Below are 17,688 nucleotides of genomic sequence, written 5' to 3'. Positions count from 1 at the left end.
TCCTGTGCTCGCGCGGACGGGCGGATGATGAGAGCGGCATGACGAAGGGGGACGTTTCATGCACGGCAGGGATCTCGCGGCATTACGTGACCGCGCCGAACGGGCCGCGTCCGACGCGCTGGCGTGGATCGTCCCGCCCCCACCCGAGAGCCCGGCGACCGGCGCCGGTTCGAAGGGGTCCGGTTCGGAGGGCTCGTCCGACGGCCCCGCGGCCACGCGGGCATCCGACGAAGACGACACTCGGGCGTCCGACGACACTCGGCCGCCCGCCACCGCCGATCCCGCCCTGCTCGACCGACGCATCACCGAACTCGACCGCCTGGAAGCCGAGTTGGCGGCGGCCGTACCGGACGGGGACGCGCTGCTGTGCACCGTACGCGCCCGGCTCGGCGGTCTGTACGCCGAGCGCTATGGGCGCGATCCCACGGACGACGACCGGAGCAGGGGCCTGCGGGTGCTGCGGGCCGCCCGCGCCCCTGAGGCGCTCGGCCCACGGGACGGGACTCGAGGTGGCCAGGGCGGGGGCCAGCCGTGGGCTGCTCGCCGCCCACTGGGCCGCCGTGGACGGCCGGATCGAGGACGCCGTGACATCGCTGGAGAACGGGCGGGGCCTGGTGCTGCGCGCCGCGGCCGCGGCCGCCGGGGTCCCGGAGCAGCTGGCCGACCGGGGCGAGGCGGAGCTGGCCGAGCAGTGGCGGACCGCCGTACGGGACCTCCCGACCCAGACGGCGCCGACCGGCGGCGGACTCGCGCCCGGCATCGGCGGCGGCACCTCGGAGGAGGTCCGGAACGCGCTCGCGCGGGTCATGCCCTCCGAGGCCGCCCCCGGCGTCGCGATCCCCAGCACGCTGCGCCGCCGCGCGCTGGACGTGCTGCGGCGGGACAGCGGCGAGGCGCCGCTGCGCGGACTGCTCGGCGCGCCCGGCATCGGGGAGCTGCGGGACGGGTTGCGCGCCACCGGCGCCGATGCCCTGGTGTATCTGGTGCCCGGGCAGGGCACCGCCGACGGCGTGGCCGTCCTGGTGCGGAGCAGCGGCGAGCCGACGGCGCTGCCGCTGCCGGGGCTGGGCACGCTCGGCCGCGAGCCGCTGGAGCGCTATCTGGACGCGGGTGCCCGGCGGTCGGCCGTGTCCGAGCAGGGCATGGACGCCCGAGCCGAGGCGCATCGCGGCTGGGAGGCGGCGCTGGAGGGGCTGTGCGACTGGGCGGGCCCGGCCGTCCTCGCTCCCGTCCTGGACGCGCTGGACGCCCGGGCGCGGGACGCGCGCGGGAAAACGGAGGGCGGGCGCGGGGAGCGTGACGCGCCGGTTCGGCTGGTCCTCGTGCCGTGCGGCAATCTCGGTGCCGTGCCGTGGCACGCCGCCCGCCTCCCCGGGCCACGGGCCAACGCGCGGCGCCCGTACGCGTACGCCTGTGAGGACGCCGTCATCTCGTACGCCGCGTCCGGCGGTGAGTTCCTGCGGGCCGCCCGGCGCGGCCGGGTGCCCGCGGGCGAGCGCGCGGTGCTGGTGGCCGACCCCAGCGGGGATCTGACCTGGGCGCAGGACGAGGTGACGGCCCTTCGCACCGCGTACTACACCGAGGCCCTGCTCTACGGCTGGCACGAGGACGCGCCCGGGAACGCGCTGGGCACGCCCGATGACGTGCTCTTCCACCTCCCCGGAGGCCCGGCCGCGCCCGCCGCCTCGCTGCTGCATCTGGTGGTGCACGGCCTGGCCGGGGTGCGGCCCACCGACTCGGCCCTCCACCTGGCCGGCCCGGACACCTCGGACGCCCCCGAAACCGCGGACACCCCGGCCCCGGGCAGGCTGACGGTGACGCGCATTCTGGACGTACCCGCCGGGGAACGGGCCGCCACCGGACCGCTGATCGTGCTCAGCGCCTGCGAGACGGACCTCAGCAGCCGTGACCACGACGAGGCTCTGACCCCGACCACCGCACTGCTGGCGCGCGGCGCCACCGATGTGGTCGGCTCGCGGTGGAAGGTCTCGGACAGCGCCTCGGCCGCGCTGATGGTGGTCTTCCATCACCATCTGACCACCGCCGGGCTGGCCCCGCCGGACGCCCTGCGCGCCGCCCAGCTGTGGATGCTCGACCACGACCGCCACCCCGTCCCCGGGCTGACCGGGCTCCTGCTGGCCGAGACGCAGAGCGACGCGGGCGGCCTGGCCCGGGCCGTCTCCTGGGCCGGATTCATCCACCAGGGCAACCCCGCTCCCCACGCACCCGTGGAAGGACGACAGCCATGACCACCGACGATCTCCTGGAGCTGCTGCGCCGGCATCTGCCGGAGATCCGCGCCTCGCTCACCGCCGCGCAGTTCAGCGGTTTCCAGGACAGTGTGCTGCGGCTGCGGGCCGCCGGAGACGATGCCAGGGCCGTGCGCGGTGCGGTGCGGCAGGTGAGGCTGGCGCTGCTGCCCCTCCCCCGCGAGATGGAACTGCGCAGAAGGCTGGACCAGTTCAGGTCCGGGGGCGCGGCTCCCTCCGCGGTCCTGCCGGACACCGACCGGCTGGCCGAGCTGATCCGGCTGCTGGACTCCGTGGACTGGCCGACGCTGGACCCCGAGAGCGCCGAGATCGCCCGGGCCGTACGGCGGCGGCTGCTCACCGCGCCCGCGCGGGGCCCGGAGCAGCTCACCGGCACGACCGCCGAGGATCCCACCGGGGCCGGGCTGATCCGGCTGTCCGATCCCGAACGCGGCGACCGCTACCCGGAGTTCCAGTTCGACCCGGACACCGGTGAGCCACGGCCGGTGGTGCAGCGGATCAACAGAATGCTGCTGTCGGACCAGGATCCATGGGGCGCCGCCGACTGGTGGCTCGGCGGCAACACCTGGCTGCGCGACGCGCCCGCCGCCCTGGTGGGGCGGGTGCCGGACGCACGGCTGACCGAGGCCGCCGCCGCGCTGATCGGAGACGGCGGATGGTGAGGCAGGCGCCCCCCGAGGGCGCGCGCATGAGCCCGAACCTGTTCGTCCTGAGCGCGGGCACCGAGCTGTGGAGGTGCCATGAAACCGCCTACGCCTGCACCGAGTTCAACCCGAAGCCCGCGCACTCCTTCTTCGGCGGCAACCGCTTCGACGCCACCGCCGAGGACCGGTACCCGTATCTCTACGCGGCCGTGGCACCGACCACCCCCCTCGCCGAGGTGATGCTGCGGGACATGGAGTTCACCGGGCCGGAGGGGCGGCGTCAGGTGCCGTGGGCGCTGGCGGCCCCCCGCTCACTGTCCAAGGTGCGGGTGACCGAGGACCTGCTCCTGATACGGCTGGTCGAGGAGGAGGACCTGGCCGCGGTGTTCCAGACCTCCTGGCTGCTGGAGACCGACGAGTACGCGCAGACCCGCGCCTGGGCGCGGGAGATCCGGCGCCAGGTGCCGGACGCGCAGGGGCTGATGTGGCAGTCGCGGCGGCACCGCCCGCACCCCGCCCTGGTGCTGTTCGGCGACCGCTGCGGGGAGGAGCCGCTGAAGGCGGTGCCCGGCCAGGCCCACAACCTGGGCACGTTCGAGGGCGCGGGCGAGGCCAACCAGCTGCTTGCACCGCTGCGGGCGGTCATCGTTCCGCCCGGTATGCGGGCATGAGCGCGCGGGGCGGCACGGGGGTCCGCCCCGCGACCCCGCCCGGCACCGGCTCAGCCGGTGCCGGGCTCCGGCCCGTACAGCCGTACGGCGAAGCTGACCCGCAGTCCGAGCCGCAGCTGGTCGCCGTCGCGGACGGGGGTGCGCACACCCGCCGCGATCCGGGCGCCGTTCAGATACGTACCGTTGCGGCTGCCCGCCTCGGGCTCCTCGACCCAGGCGGTGCCATCCGGCTCAACGGTGATCGAGGCGTGATGCCGGGAGACCTTGTTCCAGCCCGCGAACGCGGCGGCGGTCCGCGGCGCCCAGTCCGGGTGGCGGCCGAGGCGCAGCGGTGGGCCCGGTCCGTGGCGGAGCTCCAGACAGGGCTCGGCGCAGACCAGCAGCGCATGGGTGCGCGCACGGCCGCAGGACGCGCAGCGGGTGTCCCGGGGGGCCACCGGCGCACGGCAGTTCCAGCAGGGCGCGGACACCTCGACCCCGGCCGGGGACGGCGCGGGCCGGGGTTCGGGCCGGGATTCGGGGAGGGATTCGGGCCGGGGCCGCGCCTCCGGGGCCTCCGCGTCCGCCTTCCCTGCCGCGTCCGGTCCCGCCGGTTCCGCCGGTTCGGCCGCTTCCGCCGGGCCCGCCGGTGCTTCCGCCTCCTCGTCGTCCGGCTCGCGCCACCACCCCGCCGGAGCGGCCCCACCGCTCATCGGCCGCCGCCGGGGGCGGGACCCGCGGCCCCGGTGCGTACCACCCGCAGATCCAGCGCCACCGTCCCGTCCGCGGCGGGCCGCACACCGGTGACGGTGACCGCCGTGCCGGCCAGCCGCTCCTGGTCGAACAGCGCCCGTGCCAGCGGGTTGATCAGATGCGTCTCCAGCAGCATGCCGATGCCCCGGCCGCCATTGTCGACATCCGCCGTGCAGTAGGTGGACAGCGCCTGATGCGCCTCGTCGGAGAGGCGCAGATGCACCCCTTGGTCCTCGCGGAGCACCCGTTGGATGTTGCCCACCTGGGAGTCGAAGATCTCGGCGGCTACCTTGGTGTCGATGTAGTCGAAGACCACCACATTGCCGCCGAACCGGTTCATCAGCTCCGGGCGGCCGATCCCCTCCACGAAGTGTTCCTTCACATTGGCCAGGATGATCTCCTCCAGCTGCTGGTACGGCATACCGGGCTCGGCCACCCGCCCTTCGTGGCCGCCCTCTCCGGTCCGTTTCCTGACCCCGAGGTTGGAGGTGAAGATCAGCACGCATTCGCTGAAGTACGTGGTGACCCCCTGCCCATCGGTGAGCCGGCCGTCCTCGAGCACCTGGAGGAACTTGTCCAGCACCCCCTTGTCGGCCTTGTCGATCTCGTCGAACAGCACCACCCGGAAGGGGTCGTTGCGCACCGCCGTGGTCAGCTCGCCGCCCGCCTCGTAGCCCACGTATCCCGGCGGTGCGCCGAGCAGCCGGTCCACCGAATGCGGTGCGGAGAACTCGCTCATGTCGAAGCGCAGACAGGCGTCCTCGGTGCCGAACAGCAGCTTGGCCACCGACTTGGCCAGCTCGGTCTTGCCGGTGCCGGTCGGCCCGGCGAAGAACAGCACGCCGCGCGGCCGGCTGCCGGGGTGGGACGCCTGGGCGCCGGAGAGGCCGAGCGCGGCGCGCTTGAGGATGTCGAGAGTCTTGCCGACCGCCTTCTCCTGACCCTTCACGCGCGCCCGCAGATCCGCCTCGCCCTTCTTGATCTGCGCGCGGATGTAATCCGCCTGCCACGGGTTGTCCTTGACGCCGAGCTGGTAGACCCGGACCGCGTCCCGCATCTCGGCGAACGACAGCCCGCGGTCGAGCGCCATCCGGGCGCTCTCCCGCATCGCGCGCAGGGTCAGCCCGGCGGTGGCGCGGGCGAAGGTGTCGAGGTCGTGCTCGTCCGGCGGCCGTTGCTTGTCGAGCCGCACCGGCCCGTTGTCCCCGTCGTCCCCGTTGTCCCCGGGTGCGGACGCGGCGGTGTGCTCCTCGGCCAGCAGCTCCGCCATGCGCCGTCTGCTGCCCAGGTCGGGCAGCGGAATGCCGATGGTACGGACCCGTTCGCTGCCCGCCACCAGCCAGGTGGGCAGGTCGCGCTCCCCGTCGGCGAGCCAGATCACGGGGTTGAACAGCCGCCGTCCGCTGTCCGGGGAAGAGATCGGCCGCGCGTCCTCGGCCAGCTTCAGGCAGTTGAGGAAGAAGTCCCGCTCCGCATCGCTGAGCCGGGTGACATCGGTGGGGATCCGGGCGGCATAGTCGATCAACAGCACCACCCGGTAGGGCCGTTGGCGCTGTGCGGTGTCCGGGCGGGGGCGTCCGTCCGGTGTCTTCTGCTGCCGCCCCTGCTGCTTCCAGCCGTTGACGATGTCACCCAGGATCCGCTCCGCGTCGGCCAGATGGACGGAGGTGTCGGCACGGCGCGCGCGCCCGCGTCCGGTGGCGTCCCGCCCGTGCAGCAGCTCGCGGACCTCCTTGGCGGCGGGGCCCGCGACGACGGTGAAGCCGTCGGCGATGTCGAAGCGGATCAGCGCCTCGTACCCCTCCTGCCACAGGGCGTTCCACAGCACCTCGGTGAGGGTGTGGTGGGCGTCGTACGTCCGCTCGGGGCCGCCCTCGTCGGGGTCCTTCTCGTGGCGGACGAGGTGGATGTCCCGGATGCTGCCGTGCAGGACGTACTGGGAGTGGACGCTGAGCGTGCCGACCAGCTCCTCGGCGAAGGCCGGGAGGCTGCGGTCTCCGCGGTCCGGGGAGGTGGCTGCCTCGGTCATGACTGCTTCTCCTGGTCACGGTGGCGGACCTTGGGTCCGGTGCGATGGTCATGGGCGGGGCGGGCCGCCGTGCGCGGGACCGGCCGCGCCGGTGGCTCGTCGAACTCGAACGGCACGCTGAGCCCGGCCCGTTCGGCCAGCTTCCGCAGCTCGCGCAGATGGTCGGGGGCCTCGACGCACCGCTGCCAGTCGAGGTCCAGGTCGTCGTCGGTCTCCTCGGCGGGGTCGCGCTCGCGGTGCATGGTGGAGACCCGGGCGGTGCCCTCGGCGTCCACGCTGATGCGCAGCCAGTGGTCGTCCCCCCAGCCCGGCGGGGTCCAGTCGATGTACTGCACCGCTCCGGAGGTGGCGTATCCGGCCGTCTCGGGCTCCGACCGCTGGACCGCCGCGCGGATCACCTCCGCGGCGTACATCCGCTGATACGCGTCGACCCGCTCTCCCACGCGGGCCGCGACACGGGCGCGCTCGGCCTCCCCCAGCGTCCCGCCCTGGTGCAGAAGGCGCTCCAGGACGGCGATCTCCGCTCCGGCGTCGGGCAGTGGAACGGGGGTGCCGGGGTGGTCGGCGCGGAGGAAGGCGAGCTGCTGGGCGGCCCACTCCTCGGTCTCCTGCCGTCGCTCGGCGTCACGCGAGACCCGCTCGGCGAATCGGGCGGCCTCCCGCAGATGGCGCTTGGCCGCGGCGGGCCGCTGGGCGGCCACCTCCGCGGCGACGGTGACCTTCTCCTCCACCAGCCGGTAGTCGGCCACCGCCACATTCCGGGGCAGCATGGCCAGCAGGTCAGCGCCCAGCCGCAGCACCTCCTCCTCGCTCGGGGCCGCGGTGGCGGCGGGCGGCTGCTGCGGCAGCGCATCGCGGGCCCCGGTTTCGGTGGCGGCCTCCTCGTACGCCTCCAGGGCCTTGACGCGGCGGGCGCGCAGGGTGGCGTGCCAGCCGGAGTCCACGGGGTGCGCCCCGGCCACCGGGCGGGCGGCGGCCTCCATGGTGGCGCGTGCGTACGCGGCCTCCGCGTGGCGCAGCCGGCGGTCGGTGTCGGCCAGCCGTCGCCACACCTCGTCCAGGCTCATGCCGGTCAGGGCCAGCGGCGGCGGCAGGTCGGGCGGCTCCGGCGGCCCGTCGGGTCCGGCGGCCGTGGCGGCCCGCCGGACGCGCGCGCGGAGCGTGTCGAGGCGGGCGTTGGCCCGGACGGCGGCGAAGGCGGCGTCCCGCCAGCACTCGGCGGCCTGCCGGGCGTCCAACTGCCGCTGCCGCAGCTCGGCCTGGTGCTCGGCGGCGCGGATGGCGGCGGCCGCGAGCACCTGCGCCCCGGCCATGGTGGCGCGGCCGACGAGCAGCGCCCCGCTGAGCGAGCCGAGGCCGATCAGGGCGGGCACCATCAGGTCGTGCAGCTGGTCCATGGCCGCGTGCAGCGCGTGGCCCCCGGCGTTCTGCACGGCGTCGCCGAGGTGCTGGCCGACGCCGGTGCCGATGTGGTCCGACAGTCCGGTGCCCTGGACCGTCCGGTGCGGCACTCCGGTGTTCTGGACGGTGTCCTGGACCGTGTTCTGAAACGTGTGCTGGAAGGTCTCGGCGGCCGGAGGCTGGGGAAAGTACACATCCGGCATCACATCGCCGATGCTGGGGATCGCCTGGCCCGAACTCATGTGACACTCCCTGACGTCGGCGGGGCGGCCGCCCTCGGCCGGCCGGGGCGGACCCGGCCGTCCCGGCCGCGCAGCTCCGCCATATAGCGGCGCCAGCACCGCGTCCGGTGCCAGGTCCACCAGAGAAGAACGGCCACCGTGGCGGTCGGCCACACCCAGGGGGCGTAGGCCACGGTGGCCCACAACAGGGCGACGGCCGGGAGGATCAGCAGGCCCTGGACGGGGAAGCGCGAGCCGGGGCGGCGGATGAACCGGGCCACGGGCAGCGCGCGGTCGATCAGCAGCCCGGCCAGGGAACGGTCCGGGTGGTAGCCGGGGCTGCCGATGCGATACGCCGTCCACAGCTCCAGCGCCAGCACGGCGGCGGCCGCCGGGACGGCCAGCATCCACGCCGTCAGCACCGCGCGCTGGGCGGGCCATCCCACCAGATCGCCGAGGCCGATCGCGAAGATCCACGGGAAGACGAGGCCGACGGCTCCGCCGAGGGCCCAGCCGAGCGTGGGCAGCATGTCCTGTCTGCGCACCCACAGCGTGGCCACGTCCATGTCGCGCTCCTGGCGGAGAAGGGCGCGCTCGTCGTTCACCCGGCCCTGCGCCTCCGTGGACTCCTGCTCGGCGAATCCGGCCAGCCACTCGGCCAGTTGCATCCGCACCAGGTCGTCGGGGTCGCGCAGCAACCGGCCGTACCAGGCCACCGGCTGCGGGAACGCCGCCTGGATCCGGGCGGTCCGCTCCTGGAGCCTGCGCCGGTGCGCGGTCGGGGCGGCGGCGAGCGAGAGGAGGGCGGCCAGCCGGGAGCGGTCGAGGCGGGTGGCGGCGCGCACCTCGGCGCGGCGGTCGCGCAGCCAGGGCGACGCGTGCAGCGCCTCGTCCACGGTGTGCTGCCAGCGGGAGCGGGCCGTCAGCCAGCGCTGCTGCACCTCGGCGAGCCCTTCGCCGCCGGGCCGTGAGTCCAGCAGCGGCAGGATGGTGTGGTCCCGCAGGTCCGCCACGACGGAGAGGGCGAACTCATCGCCGCGCCCGGCCTCCCGCAGCAGATCGCCCAGCCCCGCGTGGTCCAGCGGCACCCCGCGGTAGGAGGCGTCGAGGGTGGGGCCGAGCCAGGAGATCAGCCGCACCATCGTGACCGGCTTGGGCTCACGCGGCGGCGTGGCGGGGTGGTGCGGCTCCAGGAGGCCGAGCAGCGCGGTCAGTTCCCCGGCGTCGCGGCCCGGAGCGCCCTCGAACTGCCGTAGCCAGCGGGTGAATTCACCGCGGCCGCGCCGCCGGGACAGCAGCTGCCGGGCGGGCCGCCAGTTCTCGCTGAACGCCCTGGCCAGCTGCTTCGGCCGGGTGTAGCGCTCGTCGAGGAAGGCGAACGGCTCGATGTCCGGGTCGTCCGCGGGGTCCGAGGCGCCGGGGGCCGCGCCCGTCTCCCAGGGGGCGACCGGCGGCGAGCCGCCCACCAGCCACTGCGCCACCTCGTCGGTGCCCCAGCGGTGGTCGGGGTCGCGGGTGAGCAGCCCCCGGCACAGCAGCCGCAGCCGGTGGTCGGTGACCAGGGACAGATCCGGGGCTCGGGAGCTGATCTCCTCCCGGACGAAGTCGTTGTCGGTGAACCGGATGGGGTGGCGTCCCCCGGCCATCTCGGCCACGATCATGCCGAGTGACCACCAGTCGGCGGGGGGATGGATCAGCTGGTGGCGCAGCGACGCCTGCGGGGACATGTAGAGGGCGGTGCCGACCCAGCGCTCGTCCCGGGTGTAGCGCTCGGCGGGTTCATGGGCGGAGACGGCGAAGTCCACGAGGACGAGGTCCGGGGCGGCCGGGTCGAGGCTGCCGAGCACGATGTTGGCGGGGCTGAGGTCCCGGTGCACGATGTTCAGTTCGTGCAGGGTGGTGAGGGCCTCGTGCAACTGCCGTACGACGCTGTGGATGAGCGCGGGGTCGGCCGGGCCGGGATCGTCCCTCAGGTGTCCGGCCAGGTCGGTCTCGCCGTAGGAGGGCGCCAGGTCGTACGGATGACCGTCGGCCCCGGTGTCGCTGGTCTCGGTGAAGTGGGTGAGGTGGCGACGCGGTCGGTCCCGCAGCAGCTCCCACACCCGGCGGTCCGGGGCGTGGCCGCGGTGGTACCACTTCAGGATGTGGCTGCCACGGTCGTCCTCGACACGGTAGACGGCCGCCTGGTGCGGATGGTCGGGGCGGCGCAGCACGGCCCTCAGCCGGAACCGGCCGCGCAGCGAGACGGGCAGCGCTCCGGTGTCCCCGCGCAGGTCGCGACCCCCGTCCGCGGCCTGCGCCGAGGCCGCCGAGGGGATCTCGTCCTCGGTGGGTCCGGCCGATGCGGCGGCCGCCGGCGGGGGCGGCTCCTCGTGTTCGGTCGGCGGCGGCCCGGCGTCGTGGGGGCGCCGCCGCTCCTCGGGCTCCCCGGAGAGCCCGTACTCCTCGTCGTCCTCGTATTCCGTGGGGGGCGGTTGCTGGTGCGGATGGGTCACAAAGGTCACCTCGTGAACGTGGCGGGCGTTGTCGGATTCATGGCGACGACGGCGGCCGGGGGCCACCCGGTCGTGGATCAAGAAAGCGGAACCACGGAATTCGGAAATCTGTTCCAGCACGGAGGGAATTACCGGCGGTACAAAGCCCGGCAGGGAACGGCCGCCGGGAGACCGATTTCCTCTTTCTCGGCCGGTCGCTAGCCTGGTGACCATGAGTCAGGAGCCATTTGAGTCAAATTTGCCCACATACGATCAACTCCTGGAAGAACTCAAAGGTATACGCAGACCCGGACTGCCAGATCTGCGCAGCATCGATCGGCCGGCGCTGCGCGCCGCGGCCGTGGCGGGCGGCTTCTGCGATGGCTCCGACGACGCCCCGGCCGGTATCGAGGCGCTGCTCAAGGAGGCGGTACGGCGCCTCGGCGAGCGGGATCTGCTGGGCCGGGCCGCGGCCCACACCTTCGGCCTGCTCCCCGACCGCCGGGGCGCGCCCGCCCATGACCGCCGTAAGACGGCCGCCGCCGTGTACGGAGTCACCTCCGAGCGATTCCGCAAGCACCAGGAACCGCAGGTCGTCCAGCAGCTCGCCGAGGCCGTGCTGACCATCCTGCGCGAGCCGCCGGCCCTCTCCGGGGGGCAGGGCTCGACGGGGCGGAACCCCGGACCCGGCGCCGGGGCCCGCACTGCCGCCGAGCCGAGCGCGGCCGGGCAGAGCACGCTCGCGCACGGCGGCCGGACAGGCCGGACCAGCCGCATCGGCCAGGAGCCTCCACTGCGGGTCGACAGTGTGCCGGTGGACGCGCAGAGCACGTTCACCCTCCATGTCTCCCCCATCGAACTGCTGCGGGACATCGAGGTGCTGGTCTCCTCGGAGAACGTGTACCTGGAGATGTCCAAGACCTTCCGCCCCACCGTCTCGGGCGCGCTGCGCCTGGCCGCCGCCGTACGCGACCCCGCCGGGGAGATAGTCGACGATGTGCTCGCCCGCGAACTGGCCGCGTGGCTGCGCGCCCACGGCCGCCCGGGGCTGCCGATCCGGCCGGGCACGGTGGTGCCCACCCCGCCGGGAGCACTCGCCGCGCGCGGCGTCCGGCGGATCTACCACGCCGCGGTGGCCACTCCGCTGGACGATACGTACGAGGTCCGTCCGGAGAGCATCGCCCGCGCGGTCAGCGCGTGCTTCACGCTCGCCCGTGCCGAGCGCGACCGGTACGAGCCCGCCCTGTCCTCCATCTGCTTTCCGCTGCTCGGCGCGGGCCGGGGCGGACTGGCCCCGGCGGTCAGCGCGACCTGGCTGCGCTGGGCGATCCGCGATGAACTCGCCCGGGACGCCCGCTGGCGGGTGCATCTGGTGGTGCGCAGCCGGGAGATCGCCGAGGCCGTGGGCGCGCTGTGAGCACGGCGGCGGGTGCCACGGCGGCCGGTGCCACAGCGTCCGAGGGCACGGCCGCCCCGGCCACGGCCACCCGGACCACGACCACCCGGACCACGGCGGCCGGTGCCACAGCCACGGGGCCCGGAACCGCCCCGGCCACAGCCGCCCGGCCCGCCGCGTCCCTGACCACAGCCGCCGGACTCGCCGCACACTCTGCCGACCGGGCGACGGCACACCGTACCGACCGGGCGGCCGTCCACCGCGCCGACCGGGCGACCGCACGCCGTACCGACCGGCCCACCACGCGCCGTACCAGCCGGGCCGGCGCCCCCGCTCAGGGGCGCCAGCTCGCACCGGTGAGGGCGACCCCCGCCCGCCGCAACCGACGCTCCAGCGCCGCCAGTTCGCCGCGCCGCGGCACTCCGTAGAGCCGCACATCGCCGTCCCCCTCGACCATCTGCAGACGCGGCCCGCTCTCCGTCCGGGCCATATGCTCCTGGTAACGCGCCCGCCCCCGCGCCGTACGCGGCCGCATGTGCTGGTTCGCCGAGCCGCGCCACACCAGGGCGGTGGGCTCCGCCGCCCGGAAGCGTCCGGTCACCAGCACATCGGCGTGGCGGACGGCGGCGGAGCGCGCCGCGTCGGCTTCCACTTCTTCCTCCTCGTATCCCGTGTACAGGAGGATGTCGATCTCGCGGCCCGCCGCCGGGCCGCCCGGTGCCATCGCCTCCGCACGGGCCCGCACCACTCCGGCCAACAGGGCCTCCAGGGCGGTGGGCTGGTCGAGCGGCTCGCCGCCGCTGACCGTCAGCCCGTCGGCGCCCCGGGCCAACGCCTCGCGCCACAGCCCGAGCAGGGACGACACCGTACGGGAGGCGCCGTCCGACGAATCCCAGGTGTGCCGGGACATACAGCCGGCGCAGGCCAGCCCGCACCCCTGGGACCAGATGCCCAGGCGCCGCCCCGGGCCCAGGGTCTCCACCGGAAAGTGCGTCTGACTGATCCGGAGCGTGGGCTCCGCGCACCCTGGAACGTTCTCCACCGACCCATCTCCCATTCCCCCGAGGTCGTGTTCCGAGATTCATGATCAAAGAGGCGTGGCCCCGGAACCGTTCCAGTATGACCCGGCGTCAGGCATCGACGAGGGCGTTCTCCGGTCGACTTCCGGGCGTTTTCAGGATCGTGTCCTAGGGGGAGCATTCCCGGGTACGACCTCATCGATACGGTCTGACAGGGAATCGAATCGACAACGACATCGCCATCGTCATCCACATCGACTGCGAGCCCTTTGCGGGAGAAAGCGGAATTCCACTGTCCGCAATGCGGCTGACCGGTGCGGGAATTCCCGCACCGGGGAAATCGGGGGATCCATTTCCATGATCACAACCGACAGTGTCAACGGGGTGGTGCGCCGGGGAAGGCTCGGCCGTACCGCCCGCTTCGCGGCCCGGTGGCGGGGCAGGCGCGACGGCGCCCGCGGCGTCCCCCGCGTCCCGCTCCCGGCGCCGTCCGAGGAGGAGCGGGGCAAGACGCCACCGCCGCCCATCGAGCCACCGGCTCCCGAGCTGCTCATCACCCCGTATGTGATGGAGGTGCGCACCGGCGTCCGCCGCTCCACCGAGCAGATGCGCGCCGCCCTCATCGGGCGGGAACACGCCCTGCTCAGCAGGTTGCGCGCGGAATCGGTGCGCGTGGTCACCCAGTACGACGTCCGGGAGGACCCCCGGCCCGCGGCGCTCGCGCGGTACGGCCACTGGATGGGCCAGTGGCGCACCAGCGTGGACCGGTGCCGGTCGCACGCCCAGGCCGTCGTCGACCAGGCCAATCAGCGACTGGCCTGCTACTGGGACGCGGTGCGCGAGACCCATCCCCAGCTCTCCCGGCTGCCCCGGCGCCCGCCCGGGGACTGGCTGCCCGGCCGGGTGGAGTTGGACGGGTCCTGGTACCAGCCCGACGTCTGGCTGCTGGACGACGACGACAGCGCCCGGACGGCCACCTCACGGGCGCTGCACATACTCGAACGGCAGAACACCGACCGCGTCGACGGGAGGACCGCGCGATGACCGTCCAGACCGTCCACACCCAAGCTCCGGAGCGTCCGGGCGCCCGACGGCGCCGGAACCGGCGGCGCGCGCTCACCGCCGCGCTAGCGCTCGCCCTGGCGGCGGGCGGCACCGCCTGTGGCTCCGACGGGCCGTCACGCTACTCCCAGACGTGCGGTGTCGTGGTCGACGGCTCCGGCTCGGCGGCCGCCACCCGGACCGGCTTCGACTCGGAGGCCAAGCTCAAGGCCACGCTGCAGACGTTCCTGGCGGACAAGAAGTGCCGCAAGACGTCCTTCGCCCCCATCACCAAGGTGTCCAAGGCGTCCAAGTGCCAGGTCAGCCCGTTGGACCTGGATCCGGACACCTCGAAGACCGCCGACCGCGAGCGGACCCGCACCACCATGCGCGCGGTGGCCCTCTCCAACGCCCTGAAGCTGCTGCGCTGCGCCCGGGAGGAGGAGCCCGGTTCCGATGTGCTCGGGGGCCTGTCGCGCATCGCACTGTCCAAGCCGTCCGGCGCCGACGCGTCGTTCGACGTCCTGGTGGTGAGCGATTTCGACCAGGGCGACACCGACTTCCGGCTGGGGCGGCAGGACCTGTCCACCGCCGCGAGCCGCCGGACCGTCATCGACGGATTCCTGAAGTCGCACGGCAGGCCGGAGCTGTCCGGCGCCGACATCTACCCGGTGGGCTACGGAATGAAGTACGGCACCGACACCTCCCGGTACGAGCAGTTCAACTCCTTCTGGACGGAGCTTCTGGAGGGGAGGGTGAAGGCACATGTCCACACCACCTACCGCCGGTGACGACGAGACACCGCGGCGGCTGAGGCTGCGCCGCCGCAGGGCCGACGCCGACCGCGGGCGCCGCGGCGGGCGGGCTGCCGCGCGGCGTTTCCCCGACGGGGCGCTGCCGCAGCCCGAGCCCGTCGCCTCGGATGTCATCCGGGCCGGTGACAGCGCCTGGCTGCTGGACCGGGCGCGCAAGCACGGCGCCTCGGCGGCCACGCGCAAGGTCTTCGACCCCTGGGTGCTGGCCAGCCCCGACCGGGTGCCCTACTTCGCCGAACTGGCCAGTCTGCGCAACAAGGTCAGACACCGGCTCGCCGAGGAGCAGGCCCGCGCGGAGGAGGACGGCGCGCTGGAGGCGAGCCGGGTCCGGGCGGCCGCCACCGCCGCCGGAGTGCGGCTGGAGCGGGCGGGCCGGCGGCGGGCCGCCCTGGAGCAGCAGCAATCGGTGACCACCGACCAGCTGGACCGGCTGGCGCGGCGGGCCGACCGGTGGCAGACCTTCCGCGACACCGTACGGGGCGGTTTCGAGCGCCGGTGGCTGCGCGCCCGTATGCCCGCCGAAGGCAACGGGGCCACCGGTCCCGAGCGGCCGGGCGCCACGCGGCTCGAGGACGAGCCGGAGACCACCGGCGGCCACGCCCGCTGGCAGGCGGTGTCCGACGTCGATCCGGTGGCGGAGGCGGACGCGGCCCAGCGGGCCCTGTCCACCAGGGCGGCATGGGAGGGCGCGGCGGCGCGGCCCGGTCTGCCGCGCTGGATGAAGTTCGGGGTGCTGGCCGCGCTGATCGTGGTCGAACTGCCCGTCTACTACTCGGTGTTCGAAAATCTGCACGGTGTCGGGCGGTTCGCCGATCTGCTCTCCTACAGCCTCATGGTGGCCGTGGCGGTGGCCATGATCCTCGCCCCGCATATCGCGGGCTGGATCCTGCGGCGCCGCTCGGTCACCGGTGGGGTCCGGCTGTCGTCCGTACCCGCCCTCGCCCTGCTGGGCATATGGGCGTACGGCGCCTGGGCGCTGGGGGATCTGCGGGCCAAGGTGGCGTTCCGGGAGGAGCCTCCGCTGGATCTGCCGCCCGACGTGGCCGCGGACGTCGGGGACAGCGTGAGCAACCCACCGAGCCTCATCGAGTCCCTGCACCTGGACCCGCACAGCGTGTCCTGGATGTTCGTCGCGCTACTGCTGCTCTCCGGTGGCATCGCCTTCCTGATCGGGCTGGGCGAGGAGCACCCGTATCTGGCGGCATACCGGAACACGGCCGAGCGGCTGCGGGAGCTGGAGCAGGACATCGAGACGGATCTCGCCGGCTCCGAGCGCGCCAGGGAGGCCGAGGCCACCGTGGGCGCCCGCGCGGGCGCCCGCCGCGCGGCCCATGAGGAGCGGCTCTACGCGGTCGACGAGCTGTACGAAGCGGCGGCCCACGCCTACCTGGACGGCGTGGCCATGGAGTCCGGCGATCCGGCGGTCACGGAGGCCGCGATGCGGCTGTCCAGCCAGTGGCCGCTGCTGCCGCGCTGAGGGCCCGTGGCACACCGACACGACACACTCAGATCCACGGGGGGTGGCGATGGAGCCGACGGCACCGTCGCAGTACATACTCATCACACAGTGTCTGCAGAACGACTTCTTCCTCAACCTGGACTGCCAGTTGTCCCTGCCGGACAGCGCGGTCTCCAAGCTGCTGCTGGACAGCGAGAGCGGTGCGTCCCTCCGCACGGAGGGCCACCGCCGGGTTCTGTCCGAGGCGGAGCTGGGCCGTTCGCCACTGGCCCGCTTCCTCGACGCCACCGTCGGCTCCCGGATGCGCGGACACGGCGACGGGGTCCTGCATCTGATCAACATCCGTGACTGGCATGTCCCGGGAGAGGCGTACGACCTGGAGCGCAGGCAGTACGGGGCGCATTGCGAGGCCGGCACCTGGGGAGCGGCGTACGTCGACGGGCTGACGGACGTGCTGGCCCCGGATCTGCGCGCGCCCGCGGACGGCTGGGGCGGACAACTCCGTGTCCACCATGTGCGGTCCAACACCCTCTTCGACTTCCAGCACAGCTCCGGTGGACGCCCCGACCTCGGCGAACCGGCGCCGCTGACGGCGCTGCTGGACGGTCTGCTGGGCGACGGGCGGCAGGAGACCACGCATGTCGTGGTGATCGGTGTCCTCACCGACATCAAGGTCCAGCTGCTGCTGACCGGTATCCGCTCCCGTTACGACGTGCGGCAGCTCGTCGTCTCCGACGCGCTCACCGCCAGCAGGACCCTGGAGCGCCATCTGACGGCCCTGGACTTCTGCCAGCGTGTGCTGCACACCGAGGTGATGACCGGTCTGGCGGAGCTGGCCCGTTTCCTGGGCTCGCGGCCGGACGACGACCGGCGGCTGTCCCGTGGCGGGGACGCGGAGTTCGTGGGCTACTCCTCGTACATCCAGGACAAGCAGGGCATCCTGTCCTACGAGGACGCCAGGATGCGGGACTATCGCATCCAGACCGCCGAACGCCTCCGACGAGCGCAGCACACGGTGGGCTTCGCCAGCAAGTTCCTGCTGGGGCTGGGCACTTGTCTGCTGGTCGGCGCGCTTCTGCTGTCGCTCGTCGGGGTCTTCCTCCCGGACCGTATCGGGTGGCAGAGCCCCGCCGTGCTCGGCGTGCTCGGGGTGGGGCAGATCGTCACGTTGTTCTTCGCCCGGCCGGTCCGATCGGTGCAGGACGCGCTGGCCGAGGAGACCCGCTACCGGATGATCCTGGAGAGCCGCAGTCTGAAGGTGGCGCTGGCCCGCTTCCACATCACCACGGCGGCCGCGCTCAGACGCCATGACGATGCCGAGGGCCAAACCGACGCCCTGGCCAGGCAGTTGGAGATCCTGGAGAGGATGGACACGGCCGATTTCGAACAGTTGAAGCAGCTCGGGGTGGACCCGCGCACCGAACCGCCCGGGGCGGGCCGCCCCCGCGGAAGGAGCCGCTCGCAGGCCTCCTGACCACCTCGTCCGGCTGAGCGGCCACCTGGCCGGTGGCCGCCT

Annotated in this window: 13 protein-coding genes; 8 read left to right on the top strand and 5 right to left on the bottom strand. The window is 73.8% G+C overall.

Annotated features, from left to right (window positions below; all coding sequences use genetic code 11):
* Positions 1–509 precede the first annotated feature (509 nt).
* Genes ACMTAK_RS47110 through ACMTAK_RS47100 form a run of 3 tightly spaced genes read left to right on the top strand, consistent with a single transcriptional unit; the run spans position 510 to position 3,585 of the window.
* A complete protein-coding gene (locus tag ACMTAK_RS47110; RefSeq protein WP_413811848.1) occupies positions 510–2,249 on the top strand; it encodes a CHAT domain-containing protein in 1,740 nt (579 codons plus the stop codon).
* On the top strand, positions 2,246–2,932 hold the full coding sequence (locus tag ACMTAK_RS47105; protein ID WP_413811847.1) for a hypothetical protein: 687 nt from the start codon (positions 2,246–2,248) through the stop codon (positions 2,930–2,932). The genes ACMTAK_RS47110 and ACMTAK_RS47105 overlap by 4 nt, the downstream gene beginning before the upstream one ends.
* Before the next feature lie 26 nt (positions 2,933–2,958).
* Positions 2,959–3,585 (top strand): RES family NAD+ phosphorylase, encoded by a 627-nt coding sequence (locus ACMTAK_RS47100; RefSeq protein WP_413811846.1) that lies wholly within the window; start codon positions 2,959–2,961, stop codon positions 3,583–3,585.
* 50 nt (positions 3,586–3,635) lie between these two features.
* Here ACMTAK_RS47100 and ACMTAK_RS47095 read toward each other — a convergent pair whose 3' ends face one another.
* The 4 genes from ACMTAK_RS47095 to ACMTAK_RS47080 are packed head-to-tail and all read right to left on the bottom strand — an operon-like array spanning position 3,636 to position 10,472.
* Complete coding sequence (locus ACMTAK_RS47095; RefSeq protein ID WP_413811845.1) at positions 3,636–4,277, bottom strand: FHA domain-containing protein; 642 nt, start codon at positions 4,275–4,277, stop codon at positions 3,636–3,638.
* Complete coding sequence (locus tag ACMTAK_RS47090) at positions 4,274–6,346, bottom strand: AAA family ATPase (RefSeq protein ID WP_413811844.1); 2,073 nt, start codon at positions 6,344–6,346, stop codon at positions 4,274–4,276. Before ACMTAK_RS47090 ends, ACMTAK_RS47095 begins: the two co-directional genes overlap by 4 nt.
* On the bottom strand, positions 6,343–7,989 hold the full coding sequence (locus ACMTAK_RS47085; protein WP_413811843.1) for a hypothetical protein: 1,647 nt from the start codon (positions 7,987–7,989) through the stop codon (positions 6,343–6,345). Before ACMTAK_RS47085 ends, ACMTAK_RS47090 begins: the two co-directional genes overlap by 4 nt.
* Entirely contained in the window at positions 7,986–10,472 is a 2,487-nt protein-coding gene (locus ACMTAK_RS47080) for a protein kinase domain-containing protein (RefSeq protein ID WP_413811842.1), read from the bottom strand. Before ACMTAK_RS47080 ends, ACMTAK_RS47085 begins: the two co-directional genes overlap by 4 nt.
* Positions 10,473–10,701: 229 nt before the next feature.
* Between ACMTAK_RS47080 and ACMTAK_RS47075 the strand changes: the two genes are divergently transcribed.
* Positions 10,702–11,859, top strand: coding sequence for a macro domain-containing protein (locus ACMTAK_RS47075; RefSeq protein WP_413811841.1), 1,158 nt, complete (start codon positions 10,702–10,704; stop codon positions 11,857–11,859).
* Between the two features lie 313 nt (positions 11,860–12,172).
* On the opposite strand, the gene ACMTAK_RS47070 is transcribed toward ACMTAK_RS47075, so the two are convergent.
* On the bottom strand, positions 12,173–12,880 hold the full coding sequence (locus ACMTAK_RS47070) for a 4Fe-4S cluster-binding domain-containing protein (protein WP_413811840.1): 708 nt from the start codon (positions 12,878–12,880) through the stop codon (positions 12,173–12,175).
* A gap of 334 nt (positions 12,881–13,214) precedes the next feature.
* On the opposite strand from ACMTAK_RS47070, the gene ACMTAK_RS47065 reads away from it, so the two are divergent.
* From ACMTAK_RS47065 to ACMTAK_RS47050, 4 genes are read left to right on the top strand one after another with little or no spacing between them, the layout of a single operon-like run.
* The gene (locus ACMTAK_RS47065) at positions 13,215–13,901 is read left to right on the top strand and encodes a hypothetical protein (protein ID WP_413811839.1); all 687 of its coding nucleotides are present in this window, start codon (positions 13,215–13,217) and stop codon (positions 13,899–13,901) included.
* Positions 13,898–14,689: a hypothetical protein gene (locus ACMTAK_RS47060; RefSeq protein ID WP_413811838.1), complete on the top strand. Its 792-nt coding sequence runs from the start codon at positions 13,898–13,900 to the stop codon at positions 14,687–14,689. The genes ACMTAK_RS47065 and ACMTAK_RS47060 overlap by 4 nt, the downstream gene beginning before the upstream one ends.
* Complete coding sequence (locus ACMTAK_RS47055; RefSeq protein ID WP_413811837.1) at positions 14,664–16,190, top strand: hypothetical protein; 1,527 nt, start codon at positions 14,664–14,666, stop codon at positions 16,188–16,190. The genes ACMTAK_RS47060 and ACMTAK_RS47055 overlap by 26 nt, the downstream gene beginning before the upstream one ends.
* A gap of 49 nt (positions 16,191–16,239) precedes the next feature.
* A complete protein-coding gene (locus tag ACMTAK_RS47050) occupies positions 16,240–17,646 on the top strand; it encodes a hypothetical protein (protein ID WP_413811836.1) in 1,407 nt (468 codons plus the stop codon).
* Positions 17,647–17,688: the final 42 nt, after the last annotated feature.

The sequence above is a fragment of the Streptomyces lacaronensis genome, assembly GCF_047337785.1.
Classification (GTDB): Bacteria; Actinomycetota; Actinomycetes; order Streptomycetales; family Streptomycetaceae; genus Streptomyces; species Streptomyces lycopersici.
Note: the sequence above shows the minus strand (reverse complement) of the source record. Positions and strands in the feature narration are given on the sequence as shown.